The organism is Armatimonadota bacterium, from assembly GCA_016125185.1.
In the GTDB taxonomy this organism is placed as follows: domain Bacteria; phylum Armatimonadota; class Fimbriimonadia; order Fimbriimonadales; family Fimbriimonadaceae; genus Fimbriimonas.
Genome location: WGMG01000008.1, coordinates 53,871 through 70,865, shown reverse-complemented (window position 1 = coordinate 70,865; position 16,995 = coordinate 53,871). Strand labels below are relative to the sequence as shown.

Annotated in this window: 15 protein-coding genes; 8 read left to right on the top strand and 7 right to left on the bottom strand. The window is 57.1% G+C overall.

All coding sequences use genetic code 11. The features are described 5' to 3' along the window. Positions 1 to 14: 14 nt before the first annotated feature. Genes GC165_19185 through GC165_19155 form a run of 7 tightly spaced genes read right to left on the bottom strand, consistent with a single transcriptional unit; the run spans position 15 to position 6,832 of the window. Positions 15 to 1,157, bottom strand: coding sequence for a hypothetical protein (locus GC165_19185; protein ID MBI1334994.1), 1,143 nt, complete (start codon positions 1,155 to 1,157; stop codon positions 15 to 17). Further along, on the bottom strand, positions 1,157 to 1,798 hold the full coding sequence (locus tag GC165_19180; GenBank protein MBI1334993.1) for a hypothetical protein: 642 nt from the start codon (positions 1,796 to 1,798) through the stop codon (positions 1,157 to 1,159). Before GC165_19180 ends, GC165_19185 begins: the two co-directional genes overlap by 1 nt. Continuing rightward, entirely contained in the window at positions 1,749 to 2,504 is a 756-nt protein-coding gene (locus GC165_19175; protein ID MBI1334992.1) for a hypothetical protein, read from the bottom strand. The genes GC165_19180 and GC165_19175 overlap by 50 nt, the downstream gene beginning before the upstream one ends. Then, complete coding sequence (locus GC165_19170) at positions 2,501 to 3,253, bottom strand: hypothetical protein (protein ID MBI1334991.1); 753 nt, start codon at positions 3,251 to 3,253, stop codon at positions 2,501 to 2,503. The genes GC165_19175 and GC165_19170 overlap by 4 nt, the downstream gene beginning before the upstream one ends. A 4-nt stretch (positions 3,254 to 3,257) precedes the next feature. Then, positions 3,258 to 4,358: a hypothetical protein gene (locus GC165_19165; GenBank protein ID MBI1334990.1), complete on the bottom strand. Its 1,101-nt coding sequence runs from the start codon at positions 4,356 to 4,358 to the stop codon at positions 3,258 to 3,260. 51 nt (positions 4,359 to 4,409) lie between these two features. Beyond that, complete coding sequence (locus GC165_19160; protein ID MBI1334989.1) at positions 4,410 to 6,101, bottom strand: hypothetical protein; 1,692 nt, start codon at positions 6,099 to 6,101, stop codon at positions 4,410 to 4,412. Then, positions 6,098 to 6,832: an ATP-binding cassette domain-containing protein gene (locus GC165_19155; GenBank protein MBI1334988.1), complete on the bottom strand. Its 735-nt coding sequence runs from the start codon at positions 6,830 to 6,832 to the stop codon at positions 6,098 to 6,100. Before GC165_19155 ends, GC165_19160 begins: the two co-directional genes overlap by 4 nt. Before the next feature lie 38 nt (positions 6,833 to 6,870). Between GC165_19155 and GC165_19150 the strand changes: the two genes are divergently transcribed. From GC165_19150 to GC165_19115, 8 genes are all read left to right on the top strand, one after another. Beyond that, complete coding sequence (locus tag GC165_19150) at positions 6,871 to 7,833, top strand: AAA domain-containing protein (protein MBI1334987.1); 963 nt, start codon at positions 6,871 to 6,873, stop codon at positions 7,831 to 7,833. Between the two features lie 60 nt (positions 7,834 to 7,893). Then, a complete protein-coding gene (locus GC165_19145) occupies positions 7,894 to 8,763 on the top strand; it encodes a hypothetical protein (protein MBI1334986.1) in 870 nt (289 codons plus the stop codon). 243 nt (positions 8,764 to 9,006) lie between these two features. Continuing rightward, on the top strand, positions 9,007 to 10,878 hold the full coding sequence (locus tag GC165_19140) for a hypothetical protein (GenBank protein MBI1334985.1): 1,872 nt from the start codon (positions 9,007 to 9,009) through the stop codon (positions 10,876 to 10,878). Further along, a complete protein-coding gene (locus GC165_19135; protein MBI1334984.1) occupies positions 10,863 to 11,759 on the top strand; it encodes an ABC transporter permease subunit in 897 nt (298 codons plus the stop codon). Before GC165_19140 ends, GC165_19135 begins: the two co-directional genes overlap by 16 nt. Further along, on the top strand, positions 11,734 to 12,657 hold the full coding sequence (locus GC165_19130) for an ATP-binding cassette domain-containing protein (GenBank protein ID MBI1334983.1): 924 nt from the start codon (positions 11,734 to 11,736) through the stop codon (positions 12,655 to 12,657). Before GC165_19135 ends, GC165_19130 begins: the two co-directional genes overlap by 26 nt. 2 nt (positions 12,658 to 12,659) lie before the next feature. Beyond that, positions 12,660 to 14,312 (top strand): ABC transporter permease subunit, encoded by a 1,653-nt coding sequence (locus GC165_19125; protein ID MBI1334982.1) that lies wholly within the window; start codon positions 12,660 to 12,662, stop codon positions 14,310 to 14,312. Continuing rightward, the gene (locus GC165_19120; protein ID MBI1334981.1) at positions 14,309 to 16,000 is read left to right on the top strand and encodes a hypothetical protein; all 1,692 of its coding nucleotides are present in this window, start codon (positions 14,309 to 14,311) and stop codon (positions 15,998 to 16,000) included. Before GC165_19125 ends, GC165_19120 begins: the two co-directional genes overlap by 4 nt. Positions 16,001 to 16,003: 3 nt before the next feature. Then, positions 16,004 to 16,993 carry an AAA domain-containing protein gene (locus tag GC165_19115; protein ID MBI1334980.1) on the top strand — a complete coding sequence of 330 codons (990 nt, stop codon included), beginning with the start codon at positions 16,004 to 16,006 and terminating at the stop codon, positions 16,991 to 16,993. Positions 16,994 to 16,995 lie beyond the last annotated feature (2 nt).

Genomic DNA, 16,995 nt, shown 5'->3' with positions numbered 1-16,995 from the left:
CGGATGCAGTCGTCTCAGAACAGGACGACTCGCTCGCGGGCTCGGACGTTCAGGGCCAAACCCACTAGGCTCATGCACAGCCAGATCGCGGTTCCGCCGTAGCTGAGGAACGGGAACCATAATCCCACGACCGGCAGGACGCCCAAAACCATGCCCGCATTGACGATAGTATGGAAGCCCAAAACGGTCAAGATACCCGCCATGATCATCTGGTAATAGAAGTCGGCGGCGTTCAACATCCCCAGCCAAATCCTATAAAAGAGCAACGCGAAAATCCCCAAGACGGATAGGCACCCCAGCAATCCAAATTCCTCGCCCACCAGCGAGAGAATGAAGTCGGTACTTTGGAACGGAACTCGATGCTTCACTTCGCCCTTCAGGTAGCCCGTGCCTGCAATTCCGCCGTTGGCAAAGGCGTACGAAGCCACCTCGGTCTGGTACTTCATGTCCTTGACCTTTTTGTCCTTCGAGTCCATCCCCAGCAAGCCCAGTACCCGCTCCCATTGGTATGGCTGAAGAATGTGGTTGCGCACAGCGGGAGATTTGAACACCAGCGTGGTTATCAGCACCAGAGTTCCGATGGTGATGAACATGTATTTGGGCGAAACTCCCGCCACCAAGCTGAGCGCGATCCACACCGCGATGATCAACAGCGACGCCCCGAGGTGCGGCTGTTTCATGATCAGAAGCACGGGCACAAACACGTGCAATGCCCCCAGCGCAAAGGTCGAAAACGACTTGATTCGATCCTGTCGCGAGGCGTAAAACGTCGCCAAAGTCAGCACAATCAGGATCTTTGAAAGCTCGCTGGGCTGAAACTGGATCGGACCGATGTTGATCCACCGCTCCGCGCCGTGCGATTCATGACCGACCGCCAAAACGCCAATCAACAGGGCCAAGTTCACACCGTAAACAACTTTGGAAACCCGTGCCCACAGGCGCGGATGACAGAACCCGAAGATCGACATCGGCACCAGGCCGAGAAAGATGTTGATAATCTGCTTCTTAAATTCGGCGGTCGATTCGCCGTAGCCGCTGCTGAAGATCGACGCCAGGCCGATCATCGTCAGCAGACCGGCTGCCCCCAAGAGCCACCAATCCACCCCGACTCGCTCGTTGCGGGATTCGGACGTGGGTCGAAGGGTGATGGATGCCATTACTGCTCTTCCGGCTCCCTTACATTCTTACCCATTTCGGTCTTGATTACGCCCATGCCTTTCACGAACCAAAACGACAAGCGTCGGTTGGCCGTGTCGCCGATCTTGAGGTTCACATCGGTGCGAATCGCCTCTTGCGACTTGCCTTTGTAAGCCACGCTGCCGGTCGAGGTCGTGATCGTCGCCATTCCGGTCAGTTGCAAATCGCTGCAGGCCAGCTTGCCTTTCCACGTGTACTGGTCTCCAATTCTTAACGGAAACTTTAACAGCGGCACTGGTTCGACGAAGTCTTCACCGACGGCGTGGACCAGAAACACCGATCCGCCATCCACCAAGTAAGTCTCCTCATCGACCACGATATCGTGACTAACCGCCTGGAAGCTGACCTTGTTCCCGTCCGTGACCGTCTTTAGCCGATAGTCCGTCTTCGAGCCATCCGAGATATAGGTCGCCGACTTCTGATGCTGATCGAGGGGCAAGAATTCCTCGACCTTGGCGACGAACGGCCCCGAGGCGACGGTTGTGCCGCCCTCGATATGTTCGCATCCGGCGAGGGAGAGAGCAAAAGTTAGGACGGCAAACGCCGCGTGCTTACTTTGATTCCTCGATGGTATAGGTCGTCTTGTTGCTTCCTTCCACATTGGTATCTTCGGCTTTGACCTGACCTCGACCCTTTACCAGCCAAACTTTGGATGTCATTTGAAACTTCTGCTTGCCTTGAAGTCCCGAGCCGGTCACGGTGATGACGAGGGCGTCTTTATATGTACCAACGGGAGTCGTAACGTCTTCAGTTCCGGAGACGACGTTTCGGCTACTAATGGTCGCACTCGCCGTCTTCATTTTGGCTTCCCAAGATTTGCCCTTGGTCAGGCCATTCACCAACTCGTACGTATCGGGGGCCGCCTCCACCCCGCCGATCGACATGATCCGAACGCCCTTCTTGTCGAGGCGAAGCTTCACGTCGCCAAGCTGAGCCAACGCACCCTCGTTCTTAACGGTAAAGTCGGCGTGCCCGTCCTCAACGCTGTCAAGGATGATCGTCTGGGTTGCTGGCTGTCGGTCGCTCCCCGTCACCACGTTCATCTTGACCGGGGCAGGGCGGCCCAGGCCGTAGTAATCGAACGCATCTTTCTTCAGTTCGGCCGGAATCTTGTCCAGGCTCATACCCTGCGGAACGGCTTCAGCGGTGTTGGTATCTGAGTTCGCGGCGTTCGAATCCGATTTCGATTCGTTGGCCGACGACGAAGAAGAGTTCGTGGCCGGTGCGTTGCTGTCCTTCTCCTGAGCGCAACCGACGATTCCCAAGCCTAGCAAACAGGCAACTGCCAACCAATAAGTCTTTCTCATTTCTTTACCGTGTACTTCTTCAGGCGAAGCGTCACCGACGATTCGCCGCCTTTAATCTGAATCACCTGTCGGTAGCGGGCAAGACCGACCCCAGGCGAATACCAAGAGTTGACTCCCAGAATACCAACCGTACCGTCCGAATTCGTAAATTTCCCGGCCGTCTGCATGTACACACAGTGCATCGAGCCCATCTCGGTGTCCGCGTCGGCCGTCCCGTCCAATTTGTACTTGTATTCCATCTTGCCCGGTTTGCCAACCGGAGTCACGCCCGAGCCATTCCACGAGAACTCTTCCTGGTCCTTGATCGGAAAGTGGAGAATCGGTTGCTTCGGGCTGTAAGGGACCAGCGACCCACCTGGTGGGTTCATCGCCATTTGGTAGATGCCGTGTTCATCTGCACCCCACACCTGCTGATCCTTCTGCTTACCTTCTTGGAATATTCCCAAGGTCGCTTTGGTAAAGCTTCCGTCCTTCGCGACGCTCAGAACCCGGTACTCCAATTCGCTCGTGGATTGCTCCTTCGGACGACCCGTCAACTGTCGTTGAATGTCGACGGCAAATGTCCACGAATTACCCTGAGCAAAAGGGAAAAGCGACTTCTCATTACCGGCCGCAACCAACGAACTCGGGTCTGCCGCCTGCGCGGTCGCACCTTTTCCCCCAGAGCCCCCTGGCGGGGCCGAAGCCGGAGCACATCCGATGAACAAAGCGCTAACCCCAACTAATATTCCAATCGCTTTAATTTCCACCAATCTATTCCTTCTTTTGAATGATATTGACCGCCTCTTCCACCAGTCCCTTGTCCGGGATCTGCTTGATCACGAGTTCCTCGCTGTTCAGCGAAGTCCCAATCGTCGCCGAGGCGATAGCGACGCCTTTAGATACGACAATCACTCGGTGGCCGCTCTCCACCGAGTACTTCCAAAGTCGGTTTCGTCCCTCCGGCGTCAAGCGGATCGTCAGGTCGTAAGTCGGGTCCTTCCCTTCCGTATCCTCCGCCATCTTCACCTCGCTGATCATCGACTGGCTCACGAGGACCTTGGTGTTGCTGGCGATGCGCTGAACCTTCGCCAACTCCTCGCTGGTTTCGGACTTGTGAAACACCGCTTGGAAGGTCTCGCCGATGTTCTCGTTCTTGTCGTCGACATGCTGCTTCAGGTACGCAGTGTAGTAGTTCTGAAGCTGGTTCTTGTCATAGAACTTCTCGCGCATCGTTTTGTAGAACTCGGTGATGAAGCGCGGCTTGAAGACCACGATATCCGACGTCTGAATGACGTTGCCCTTCGCGTTGGGAACGGAGATGGAAATGGGAATTTTGATACGGATGCCGTCGAAGAACGCGACGCGGTTGAGGATCTGTCCCGGCTTACCATCGACCGACATGTTGATGTCGTTTTCGAGCTTCGGCTTGAGCACCGGATCGCCTTTCAACGCCTTCTCGATGTCTGCTTTCTCCCATAGAGGCGAGTCGGCCACCGCCGCGTTCTCGTCGTCGTAATCGCGCATTCGCCGCACGAACGCCTGAGCGCTATCAGGATCGCCATTCAGGGTGCCAATCAGTTCACGAACCGGAATGCGCTTCTTCACCGAGCCGCTTTGCGGGCCTCCGCTTGCATCGCCGCTATCGCCAGAAAACGTGCTCGATCCTTCGATAATTTGGACCATATGGTTGGCGGTGATGTCGGTCACGTTCGACGCCTTTCCAAGCGCGATCAGACAAAGATCGCCGGACGGAATAGGGTCGAGGTTAACGTTGCGAAGACTCAGTCTTGTGTACGCAAAATTGCCGCCGTAAGCCACCCCTACAATGCCTACAAAACCCAAAAGTATCTTTGTCGACGCACGCAGTTTCATAGTCTCTTGTTCAACATTGAACGCAAAAGGGGCGTTCCAACCATATTCAGTCTACTCGTTGGGATTGAAATCAGCGTAAAATCGGCCCGCGATACTCGCAAGCAAAGCCGTCAATCCGACATTAATGCCAGCCGAAAAGATTGCCGCGATAATCGGTGAGCCACCGAACCCAAGAACCAAGGCAAACGCCCCAACCGTCGGCACCAGAACCAACACCAAGGCGAGAAGCTGCATGATCCCTCGGAACGACCGTTGGGTCGGGTCATCGAAGTCGGGAAACAACACGACCACCAAGAAAACTGCGGCAACCAATGCAAGCGCCGTCATCGGCGCCGCAATCATGCCCGCCACATGGTATTCCCACAGCGACGGCTTCAAGATAAAGCCAACTACGAACGGCACAAACGCCATGATCATCGAGACCACTGCTTTGCTCGCCGTCTCAAAGAACGCGATTTGCGCCGACGTTAGCGGCAAGGGCTTCATCACCTCCACGCGGCGAAGTGTCTCGGTAAAACCGTTGAACGACTGGATTGAGCTCATGTTGACGGAAAAGAAGCCGGTCATCGCAAGGTAGAGGATCGGGCCAAATGATTGTCCATTCCGGCCCATGGGCAAAAGCAGGAACATTGAACTGAAGGCGGTCATGCCGATCAAGAAAATCAGATTGATCCAATAGCCCACACGCGACTGAATGAGGATTTCCTTATAGATTAGCGACCAGCCTTTGCGAAACTTCCACTCCGCCACCCGATTCGCCAACCGGCTCTTCCTTACCTTGCCCTGTCGAGCCCGCTCGGCCGCGATTCCAGCGTAGTCGTTCTTCCGTTGAAGATCCCGCAGGGCCTGACTCTGGAATCCCCGCGTCGCCGCCTGATCGTACATCCAGCCGCTGAGGTTCGACGCATAGTACAAACTGCCGCCGATCGCTACCGCAAAGATCGCCAATCCGATCAGCGAGATTAGCGGCGAACCCGTAAACGCACCCATCACCAGCGAAGTCGCCGCCGTCGGCAAGATCATTATTCCGCGCACCCACCACACCTCCGATGCTTGGCCGATTGTCGCCAGTTCGGGATTCGCCCAGAATCTCAGCATGATGTGCACGATCACCGCCGCAACCGCGAAGAAGATAGCCCAGCCAACGGCCCGGACGATGGTCTTGCTCTTCTTCTCGTACTTCGCCACTAAGAAGCTTAGGGCGTAGCCGAGCGCCACCCACGTAAACGACAGCAGAGCCCAGGCGAGCAAGCCGCTGGCCGCCACCAACCGAAACGCCTGGGGATCGGCCGAGTTCGCCGCCCGTACGACCGCCAACGTCGGCATCAAAGCAAACAGAGAAATCAGGATCGGGAGCAGCAGAGTCATGGCATAGTCGCGGAATAATCGGAACAGCATGACCTTCCGCGATGGGATCGGCGTAGCAAAGAGCACGTCCACATCCGCCTGACGAAACGTGTTCCGCAGACCAAAAAGGCCCATCGAAAGAAGAATGCTCAGCATCATAAAGCCGATGAACACCACTTGATCGATCGTTGTTCGATCGAACTGAATGCTAGAGCCAATGCCCTTTTGCAACGCCGACGACGACGATTGATCCCACGGACGCATGAAGAAGCCGACATAGTAGCCGATACCGATCAGGAGGGAGATCAGGCGGCGCGGCGTACTGACCGACCGCTTGAGTCCGTTGACAAACTGCCGAACCCATAGGAACCAGAGTGCGCCGATGTGCCCCTTCATTCCGCCTCGCTGGTCAGCATGAGGAACAAGTCTTCCAGCGACTTATCCTGCATTCCGTAAAGCTCTTGAAGTTCCTGCGTCGTGCCCTCGGCCAGCAGTTTGCCTCGTGCCATGATCATGATTCGGTCGCAAAGGCGTTCGACCGTGTCCAGCAGGTGAGTCGAAACTAGAATCGACGCGCCGTTCGCCCGCGCCTGGAAGAGCTCCTGCTTTAATTCATGCGAGCCCGCCGGGTCGATACCGATCAGCGGCTCGTCGAACAGAAAGATATTCGCATCGTGGATCATGGCGCACGCCACCGACAGCTTCTGTCGCATGCCCTTGCTCAGCGTCGCCACGAGGTCGTTCTTCTTTTCCCACAAGTGGTACTTGCGCAGCAGTGTCTCGTGCTCGCGCTCAAACTTCTCCAGGTTGTCGAAGCACATCGCCACGAATCGCAAATGCTCGTAAACGGTTAGCAAGTCGTATAGCGATGGAACTTCGGGCACGAACGCCAGTCCGCGCTTGGCGTTCATCTGGTCGTTGATCAGGTCATGGCCATTGATGAGAATCTGCCCATGAGTAGGCCGTAAGATTCCCGCAATGCACCGCAAAGCCGTCGTTTTGCCTGCGCCGTTAGGGCCTAACAGCGCGACGATCTCTCCCGGCTTTATCGTAAAGGAAAGATCGTTGACGGCGCGATAATTCTTGTATTCCTTTACAAGTCCGTTCACTTGGAGCATCGGTACCATTTCTACCTGATTCCAACCAAAATGGTTGCGATTGTGCCATGCTACGAAGGGATATGTCCGTCGAACAGCTATCGCAGAGAATTCACTCCGAATTGGCCAAAGTCATCTCCGGCCAGGAGCAGGTCATCGAGCAAATCATCGCCGCAACCCTCGCCGACGGACACGTGTTGCTGGAAGGCGTTCCCGGCCTTGCCAAAACCCTGATGGTCCGATCTCTCGGACATGTTCTCGGAATGAAGTACGGGCGCGTCCAATTCACGCCCGACATGATGCCGTCCGACGTATCTGGCACCATGGTTTTCGACATGGGTAAGAACGAGTTTCAGTTCCGCCCGGGTCCGATTTTCGTTGGCCTCCTCCTTGCGGACGAAATCAATCGAACGCCGCCCAAAACCCAGTCCGCTTTGCTTGAAGCCATGGAAGAGCGCAAGGTGACCATCGACGGCGTCGCCCACGATCTTCCTGCCCCGTTCCTCGTCTTCGCCACCCAAAACCCGCTCGAATACGAAGGCACCTATCCTTTGCCCGAAGCCCAGCAAGACCGCTTCCTCATGAAGGTCATGCTTCGCTATCCGACCGCCGAGCAAGAGGTCCAGGTTCTGCGGCTCCACCACAGCGGCTTCCAGCCCAAGAACCTCGACGAGCAGGGATTGCAAACCGTCACCTCCGTCTCCGAACTCCAAAGCCTCCAGGCCCAAGTTCGCAAGACCACGGTCGAGGACAAAGTTTTCAACTACATCTACGAGATCGTCAAGACCACGCGCGACAACCGCGACATCATGGTCGGCGCGTCTCCCCGCGCCGGCATCGGCCTATTGAATGTCTCCAAGGCCGTCGCCCAGATTCGTGGACGCGACTTTGTGATCCCGGACGATGTGAAGGAGATGGCACCGAGTGTCCTCCGCCATCGCATCCAACTCCGACCAGAGTCGGAAATCGAAGGTCAAACGCCAGACGACGTCCTCAAGCGAATCCTCGATTCCATCGCCGTCCCGCGATAAACCCCTTTGAATAGGACCCAACGCAAACCTTTGCTGCGGTCAGTCGTCTAAGATCAAGTCATGGTCTTCACCGCCGCCGTTCTTGGCATGAATCTGCTTCTGCAGAATGCCGCCTTTCAGCTTTCGATTCCAGGCATGGCCAAAGCTCCCGCCGCCGAAAAGGTGCTGGTCAAGGTCAACGGCATTGAGATCAAAGCCAAGGACGTCGAGGACCTATTGTGGGACACCCACGGCGAGGAAATCCTCAACGAGATCATGTACTATAGCGTCGCCAAAGCCGAGTCCGACAAGCGCGGCTTGGTTGTCACCCAGCAGGAGGTCGAGCAGGGTGTGATCCGCGAGATGGACCAGATGAAGCAAAGCCTCGCCAACGGGCAGACCATCGAAGAGTTCATGGCACAGAACGGCCAGACCAAGAACCGCCTCTACCTTGCCGTCAAAACTTCGATTTACCTCACCAAGATTGCATTCCAGGACTTCGACCCCAAAACCTATGTCCGCGTTTCGACCATCGTTGTGCCGCCCCGTTCGAATTCCGCCGAGGACGTCGCCAACACCATCAAAGTTGTCCAAAACGCCTATGACCGGCTGCAAAAGGGCGAGCCGTGGTCGAAACTGGTCGACGAACTCGTCACCAACCAAGTCGGAAAGCAAAACCGCGGACTCCTCGGCTGGCGTCAACTCGCCGCCTTTCCCCAGTCGGTGCAAGACGAGATCAAAACCCTGAAGAAAGGCGGAATTACCAAGCCGGTGCAGACCCAGAACGGAATCCAAATCTTCCGCATCGAAGCCAAGGGCGACGAAGTCACCAAAGAGGAGATGGACCAGATGCGCATTGAACTGACCGATACCCTCCGTGTCCAGGCCGTGCAGAAGCTCAAGGAGAACCTGAAGATCGACCGCTTTTACCCGGCGACGGGCGGCGGCTAGGCGAGTGCCTTCTATTCCACGACCGTCTCCGAAGCGCTGGCCGACAAAGTCGCCTCAGAATTCGGCTTGCCCTAGCCGCGCTTTCCAGTACTAATTGTTGGAATTGACAAGGCCAATCCAGAAGTCACGATTCTTGAACGAAATATCCGCTTTTCTGCTAAAGAACTAACTCATTACGGTAACTGGTAAAAAAATCGTAAAAAGTTCGCCCCAACCGAACTAATACCGGCCTAAAATGCGTCATTGCTAAAACGTATGGCGTGGGGAAAGGCCAGATTATTTGCGAGCGTCTTCGCGCTCGCTGTCGGCGCATTTTGCGCCGCCCAAGCCCCACGCATGTCCGTTCAGCAGGTCTGGTCGGGCCTGAGTCAAAGTCAATCGAATCCGTACTATGCCAACATTGAGAATCGAGGACCCGACGTCAACGGCACCCTGACCACCAGCAGCGACCGCGAGCAAACCAACGTCGAGTACCCTGTCGAACTTCCTACGGGTTCGAAGAAGCGGGTTCTCTTTCAGATCAGCGCCTACAACGAGGGCTTCATCCAACTTCGCATTCCCTCGGGAACTATCGAACAGCCGGTCAAGGGTGACTACAATCCCGAACAGATTCGAATCGGCCTCGTAAGCGACAACCCGTCCGATCTCATTTTCCTCAAGTCCCAGCCCACTAATTCAAACGGCGGAGACAACGCCGGCATCGGAGTCGGGGGCTGTACGCCTGACGACGCGCCGGATCGCCTTCTTGGTTACGAATGCCTCGACGCCCTTGTTCTTGGCGACGGCACCGACCGCCTGCGCGATGATCAAGTGCACGCCATCCGCCAATACATCCGCTCGGGAGGCGTGGTCCTCTTCATCGGTGGCGCAGCCCCAACCGCCGTCTCTGATCAGCGCTGGCGCGATATTCTCCCTGTCGAAAACCTCCAAGTCGTTACCAAAAGCGGGGTAACCCAGACTGAAGGTCAAACCACCGCCAACACGAAATACGTGGAGGTTCCTAACGCCAAGTCTTACCTGCGCTCCTACGGGCTTGGTCTCGTCTCCTTCCTTTCCGTCAACCCTTTCGAATCCCCCATCCGCGAGTCCGGCGATCGAAAGTCGATGGTCCTCCGGTCTTTGCCGCGCTTCCACCGACAGCAGGTTGTGCGGATGCTGGATTCGCAAATCGGACTGGAAGGCAATGATTACGAAGGCTCTTACCCCCCGGCGTCTTCAACCGTGACCGGGCCCGCAGGTTCGCCGCCAGGGTCAGGCTTGCCACCTATCGCGCGGTCCCTCAACCAAGACCCTTTCCAGATCAAGCCACCTCCGGTCGAAACGATCATGTATGTGCTCATCGCCTACATCATCGTGGTGATCCCCATCAATTTCTTCATCTTGCGGCGCATGAACCGGCTTGAACGCGCTTGGATCACGACCCCGATCATCAGTGTGGTCTTCAGCGCCATTCTGCTTAACTCCACTATCAGCCTCTACAGTGCGGGTGCAACCACACGAACCAAGAGCATCGCCGTCGTCGATGCCAACGGTGAAGGACTCGCCTTCGCCCGTTCCGAAATGTTCTTTCCCCGCGCAAGCTCCTACGATCTCAAGCTGAAGGGTGTTGAAACCTTGATGAGTGAATCACGGTACGGGAATTCGTTGAGTACGGGAGTGAACTTGATCGATAACGGCAGAAACATCATCGCTCCTGCGGTGAGCACCGGCAACCTCGCCTTCAAGGACCTGTCGTATACGCAGTCCACCGAAGAGGGCGCTGGGCTGCGAATGACCTTGGTCAAGGTCGATGGTCAGACAGTCCTTCGCGTCGACAACCAAACTCGCGAGGAACTTCAGGGTCTAACCGCGATCGGTCCGGGCGAGACTCAGTTCTTCGGCGACCCAATTCCACCCGGCAAATCCGTCGACCTGCGAGTCGGCAAGGCCGTTTCGTCGCATGAGGGAGATAAACAGCAGACCTACCAATCTTGGAGCAACGTGGCCGCCAACCTCCCGAATCACCTCTTGGTCTTAGCCAGTCAACCGTCGATGCAGATCGGTCCGAGTTATGGACTTCGTCACCCATCCTCATCGTTTAGCGTCGTCGAAGCGCCGCAATGGGGGGCGCCATGAACGCACCAAAGAAGTCGTGGGTGCAGACTCTGTTCACCCAGAATCCGATGATGGCCGAGGTGACCCGCTTCCGAAAGCGATTCCTGTCGTTTAGAGGCTCGTCCGTCGCCGTCAACGGTGGCATCGGCATCGTCCTCGTCTGCTACGCCTTGTTCGCCATCATCTGCGTCTACTACCGTGGCGACATCCCCCCAATCCTCCTCATCGGCGGATTTATGGTCCTCATGTTCTTCGCGATTCCGCTGATGCTTCACGCATCGATCGCGGGAGAGCGGGAACGCCGAAGTTGGGACATGCTGCTCGTCGCCCCCATCACCCACGGCCAGATCATCGTGGGCAAGTTCATGGGCGCCTTTGCCGGGCTCGCGATGGCGTTCGGCTTGTTCTTGATCCCGGTCCTCATCGATGCAACCTTCATGACGAAGGTCCAACTCGACGACATCCTCCTCGCCAGCATTGTTGTCTTCGCCCAGGGCGCGTCGCTGATCGCGATGACCATCCTCATCTCTGCTCGGGTGCGTCGGCCGTTGATTGCGTTGGGCGTCACCATCGCCATCGTCCTTCTCTACTTCTTCTTCTTGCCCGCCTTCTCCAACGCCTTCAATTCGTTCACTGGATCGTTCATTAACAGCCTCCTCTCGCCCATCGACGTCATGAGCCGAATTGGGATGGAGCACGCTTACGATTACGGTTCCTCCGGCGAACGTTTTTCGGCGGCGAGCATGGACCGTATGACGCTCGTCATCGGCCACCTCATCTTTCAACTAATCGTGACCGCCACTATGTTGGCATGGGCCACCAAGACTCTCATCTTTGCCGACAACGAAGTCAAATTCATTCCCAAGTCCAAGACCAATGCTCGAAGTAAAAAACCTGCATAAGACGTACGGCGGATTTACCGCCGTCCAAGGCATCTCGTTCAGCCTCAAGCCAGGCGACATCTTCGGCTTTATCGGAAGCAACGGAGCCGGCAAAACAACGACGATCCGCATGATCGCCACCCTGTTGGAGCCGACGTCCGGGACCGCCACCCTCAACGGTGTTGACATCCTCGAAAACCCGATGGAGATTCGCCGGATGATCGGCTACATGCCCGACTTCTTCGGTCTGTACGACGACGTCAAAGTCTGGGAATACCTCGACTTCTTCGCCTCGATCTACGGCGTCCAAAAACGAGACAAAGTCATCGACGAGGTACTGGAACTCACCGACCTGACGATTAAGAAGTACTCGTTCGTCCAGTCGCTCTCACGCGGCATGCAGCAGCGCCTTTGCCTTGCCCGATGTCTCGTCCACGATCCCAAGCTCCTCCTCCTCGATGAACCGGCTTCTGGCCTTGACCCACGCGCCCGCGCTGAACTGAAGGGTCTCATCGCCGAACTTGGCAACATGGGCAAGATCGTCATCGTCTCCTCCCACATTCTGCCCGAGCTTTCCGACTTCTGTAACTGTGTCGGCATCATCGAGCGCGGCAACCTGCTCGCCTTTGGCGATGTCGCCTCCGTTGTCCGTAGCATCCGCCCGACCAAGCTCATTCGCATTCGTACCGCTAGCGATCTCGCCGCCCTCGAAACCTTTTCCACCACTCGTCCCAACGTCGAGAAGTGCGAACGGGTCGGTCAAGACGAGATGCTCGTCGAGTTTGCCGGAAGCGATCCCGAGCAGGCTGACTACCTCAAGGCGATCATCGACGCCGGTCACCGCGTTGTCACTTTCTGCGAAGACGAAGCCGACCTCGAAGACGTCTTCCTCAAGCTCACCACCGGAGACGTAAACTAACCATGTTCTCGACGGCGGACTGGCTGTTAAGGCTCAAGCGAACCTATATCGGGAACGCCACCGCCACGCGCGACATGCGCATCCAGCTCCGAGGCAGTCGCGCCGCCGTCCTCTTCACCCTGTACCTCTTCGTCATGGGCGGAGTGCTCCTCCTGTTCTATAACAGCTCGATGGGAGGCTACGCGGCAGAAAGCCTCGCCACTGCCCAGAGCCGCCTGCAAGAATTCTATTACGCGACCCTGGTCTCGCTGGGCATCGTGATCACCATCGCCGCCCCCAGCATGGGCGCCTTCGCGATCGTCACCGAAAAACAGCGCCGATCCCTCGATCTCGTCTTTTCTGCCCCGACCGAGCCCAAGTATTACCTCGTCGGCAAGCTCATCGGCTCCTTCCGGTACGTTTGGCTGTTGCTCGTGCTCTCGCTTCCGATCTGCGCCGTCAGCGTCACCCTTGGCGGTGCAACCTGGGGCCAGCTATTCCTAACCTTCCTTCAATTCTCGTTCTATGGGCTCGTCTGCGCGTCCTTTGGGCTCCTGCTGTCGACGCTCTGTTCCAAGGTGCTGCCCGCCATTATTTGGACCTATCTGGCGGTCGGCTGCTACTTCATCGTCACCTTCCTACTCCTGGGCGTCACATCGGGCTTCTCCGGTTCGCCCTTCACGCAGGTCAACCCGTTCGGGAGCCTGAATCCCATCGCCTTCCCCTTCGCTGCCGATCAAACCTGGCCGGTTTTCGGGCACGAGGTTCCCACTTGGATCCTCTCGATTGTCCTCCAACTCTGCATCGTCAAGTTTCTGATCCTGGCCGCCGGCAGCCTGATCGCTCCGGGCAATTCAAAGGAGATTCGCGGCCTTCGCGTCCACGGTCTCATCTATATCGGCGCACTGGCGTTCCTCGTCGGTTTTTCCATGGACCCCGCCCTCCGCACGATGCTCCCCTACACGACGACCTCGACATCGGTCACGGTCAAGACCGCCCTTCAAATCTTCCACGGACGGTCGGTCTTCATCCTCCTGTTTGTGCTCGGCATGATCATCGTGCCGTATTTGTCCAGCTTCGGCTTCAATGACCTCCGGCGGCACCGTCCCAACGGCTTCTTCAACATCCGGCATATCCTGTCCGGTCGGCCAAGCGGACACTTGCCCTACCTCCTGCTCTTGTTTGCTACCTGCGTCGCGGCCTACGCTTGGGGCGTCGCCAGCGCACCGACCGCCATGGCTTTTCGAAGGTTTGGCGGCCCGACAACCGTGTCATCGATTGAAGTCCTCGATCCCTTTTCGACATCTTTTCTGATGTTCGTCTTGCTCGCCCTCGATATCTGGCTTATCGCCTTTCTCCTCGGCTGGTTCTCGGTTAGCCGCGTACCGCTGCTTTCCCGCGGTCGCACCATCTCCCTTTTCTTCTTTGTCCTCGCCCTCATTCTGCCCACCGCTCTGTTCGCCATCGTTGATGGTGGTAGCGTGGAAACTGCCAGCGGAATCTGGGCCGTCAATCCGCTCACGAGCACTTTTTGCGGTGTCGAAGTCGCCGGCATAGCCGGATTGCATAGTCTTGCCTTACTATGTCTATGTGTCATTCTCGCGCTCGCGACAATTCCAAACGTCGCGAAGCAGTCTGCACGCATCCTTGAAAAGCCCACGGAGGCTCCCCAATGATCGCAACCAAACAGTTCCAGCCGTTTAAGAGAAGGATCAAATTCCTGCTCTTCGTCGAAGGCGCGTTCGCCGGTCTTGCCGTCGCCTCGGTCATCGGCATCGTTTGGGCCGTCCTCGATTGGAGGGGCGTTTACTACTTTGAGTGGAGTCAGTTTGGCGTCGTCCTCGCCGTGTGCGCCCTAATCGGCGCGGCGATCCGTGGCCTTCGTCGCATCGATGATGTCGCCGTAGCCCGAAGCATCGACCGTCGAGCCGACCTCAAAGATCGCCTTGGCACCTCCGCCGAGGTCCCGGGCGATGAAGGTTTGTTTGGTCAACTGTTGGCCGAGGACGCCACCGCTCACCTGGGTGGCCTCAAGCCAAGCTCGCTCTATCCGTTGCGCCTCAAGCGGTTCCACCTGCTTGCGGTTGTCGGCATTTGCGCCATCGCCGTCATCCTCTTCTTTGCAAACTCCAAGATGTTCCTCTCCAAAGAGGACCTCGCCGCCAAAGCCGCCATGAGCAAGGAGGCGAAGCGCCTCGAAGAGCTCCGCAAAGCGATCTTCGACGACGACACGAACAAGCAGAGCACTAATCCCGAGCTCATGGCTTTGCAGAAGGATTTGCAGAAGCTGCAGAAGGACTACGACAAGGCTCGCCTCGACCCCAAAGAAGCCATGACCCGCGCCGAGGAACTGTCGAAAAAAGCCGATGAACTCGAAAAGAAGATGGGCGAGCAGAGCCTCGAAAGGATCGACCAAGCCGACACCGTCAAGGACAAGATGATGCAGGCCGAACTGCAGAAAGCAGGTTTGGAAAAGGCCAACATGTCCGACGTCAAGCTGAGCGACCAAGAGTTCCAGCAGAAAATGGATGCCGCCGCCCAGCACAAGTCCGACGCGGAAAAGAAGGTCGACGAACTGCAAAAGAAGCTCGACAGCCTTAAGGCTCAACTCAACAAGCCAGGTCTCGACGAGAAGGCCAAGCACGACCTCGAAAACCAGATCAACGCGACACAAAAAGAACTCGACGAGGCTATGAAGGCCGCCCAACAGGCACAGAAGGACTACGCAAATCTCCAACTGTCCCAACAGGCGCGAGACGTCCTCAGCAAGATTTTCAACGACCCGATGTGGAAGGAAATCCAGGAAGCCGCCGCCAAGCTCCGCCAGAATGCTGAACAGCAAACCCACGGCGCTTCGCGCCCGAAGCTCTCCAAGGCCGAACTCGAAGAAATGCGCAAAAAGATCGAGGAGTTGCTAAAGCAACTGGCCGACGATGACGCCCGCAAGGAATACCTTCAAAAGCTTCTCGAAGCGCTGAAGAATGGCCAGATGGGTGGCCAATGCAACGGGCTTTGCCTGGGCCTTGGCTTAGGTCTCGGGCTTGGCATGGGCGGACCGGCCCCCGGCCCAGATAACGACGTCATGATCGCCGACACCGGCCACGTCAACCTCGGCAAGGCCGAGCAGGGCAAGGGTTCCGCCAAGCCGATCTTCGCGCCCACCGAACGCGACGACACCCGTCCTGGACTGGAGATGACCTACGAGATCAAGGCCCCAACCTTCAAGGGCACCAAGTCGTCGGTCCCCTACCAAAACGTCCTGCCCACCTACACCAAAAAAGCGGAATCCGCCCTCAGCCAAAACGAGATTCCCAAGCAGTATCAAACCCGCGTGAAACGCTATTTCGAAAGCCTGAAGAAGTGAACTATGTCAGCAGAACAAGCCACCTGGTTTCGTGAGACCTTTACCCGCATCAAAACCGAGGTCAACAAGGTCATCGTCGGCCAAGACGACATCGTCGAATCGGTCCTCATCGGCCTAGCCGCCAACGGCCACATCCTCCTCGAAGGCATGCCCGGCCTCGGCAAGACGCTCCTCGTCAAGTCGCTATCCCAGGCGCTGTCGCTCGACTTCTCGCGCATCCAGTTCACCCCGGACATGATGCCGGCCGACGTCACCGGCACCAACGTACTGAACGACAACCGCATGTTTGAGTTCCGCAAAGGGCCGATCTTCGCCAACATCGTTCTCGCCGACGAAATCAACCGCGCGACGCCCAAGACTCAATCATCCCTGCTGGAAGCGATGCAGGAACGATCGGTCACCGTCGGCGGCAAGCGGCACGACCTCAGCGAGCCGTTCCTCGTCATGGCGACCCAAAACCCGGTGGAGCAGGAAGGCACCTACCCGCTTCCCGAGGCCCAACTCGACCGCTTCTTCTTCAAACTCCTCGTCCCGTTCCCCACCAAGAACGAACTCAAGGCCATCGTCCAACGCACGACGGGAACCCATTCCGACGAGATCACCGCCGTTGCCCACGGCGAAGACGTCTTGAAGATGCGCGCTCTGGCTCGCGAAGTCCCGATCAGCGATGCCGTTCTCGACTACGCGCTTCAGATCGTCCTCGGCACCCACCCCGATTCGGACCGCCCCTGCGAGGACGTCAAGCGGTATGTTCGCTACGGCTCGTCGCCGCGCGGCGCTCAGTCGCTCATCACCGCCGCCAAGATTCGCGCCTTGCTCGAAGGTCGGTTCAACGTTGCGAAGGAAGATTTGACCGCATCGGCAAGCCAAGTGCTCCGGCACCGACTCATCCTCAACTTCGAAGCCGAAGCCGACAACGTCTCGGCCGACACCATCATTCGCGCCGTCTTGATGCACGTCGATTCGCGCGACAAGGACCCGATCAAAGTCTAACC

Excerpts from the sequence above, each read along its gene's own strand:
- GC165_19185 (MBI1334994.1), bottom strand. The coding sequence starts at position 1,157 with ATGGCATCCATCACCCTTCGACCCACGTCCGAATCCCGCAACGAGCGA.
- GC165_19180 (MBI1334993.1), bottom strand. The coding sequence starts at position 1,798 with ATGTGGAAGGAAGCAACAAGACGACCTATACCATCGAGGAATCAAAGT.
- GC165_19175 (MBI1334992.1), bottom strand. The coding sequence starts at position 2,504 with ATGAGAAAGACTTATTGGTTGGCAGTTGCCTGTTTGCTAGGCTTGGGA.
- GC165_19165 (MBI1334990.1), bottom strand. The coding sequence starts at position 4,358 with ATGAAACTGCGTGCGTCGACAAAGATACTTTTGGGTTTTGTAGGCATT.
- GC165_19160 (MBI1334989.1), bottom strand. The coding sequence starts at position 6,101 with ATGAAGGGGCACATCGGCGCACTCTGGTTCCTATGGGTTCGGCAGTTT.
- GC165_19155 (MBI1334988.1), bottom strand. The coding sequence starts at position 6,832 with ATGGTACCGATGCTCCAAGTGAACGGACTTGTAAAGGAATACAAGAAT.
- GC165_19150 (MBI1334987.1), top strand. The coding sequence starts at position 6,871 with ATGCTACGAAGGGATATGTCCGTCGAACAGCTATCGCAGAGAATTCAC.
- GC165_19145 (MBI1334986.1), top strand. The coding sequence starts at position 7,894 with ATGGTCTTCACCGCCGCCGTTCTTGGCATGAATCTGCTTCTGCAGAAT.
- GC165_19135 (MBI1334984.1), top strand. The coding sequence starts at position 10,863 with ATGGGGGGCGCCATGAACGCACCAAAGAAGTCGTGGGTGCAGACTCTG.
- GC165_19130 (MBI1334983.1), top strand. The coding sequence starts at position 11,734 with ATGCTCGAAGTAAAAAACCTGCATAAGACGTACGGCGGATTTACCGCC.
- GC165_19125 (MBI1334982.1), top strand. The coding sequence starts at position 12,660 with ATGTTCTCGACGGCGGACTGGCTGTTAAGGCTCAAGCGAACCTATATC.
- GC165_19120 (MBI1334981.1), top strand. The coding sequence starts at position 14,309 with ATGATCGCAACCAAACAGTTCCAGCCGTTTAAGAGAAGGATCAAATTC.
- GC165_19115 (MBI1334980.1), top strand. The coding sequence starts at position 16,004 with ATGTCAGCAGAACAAGCCACCTGGTTTCGTGAGACCTTTACCCGCATC.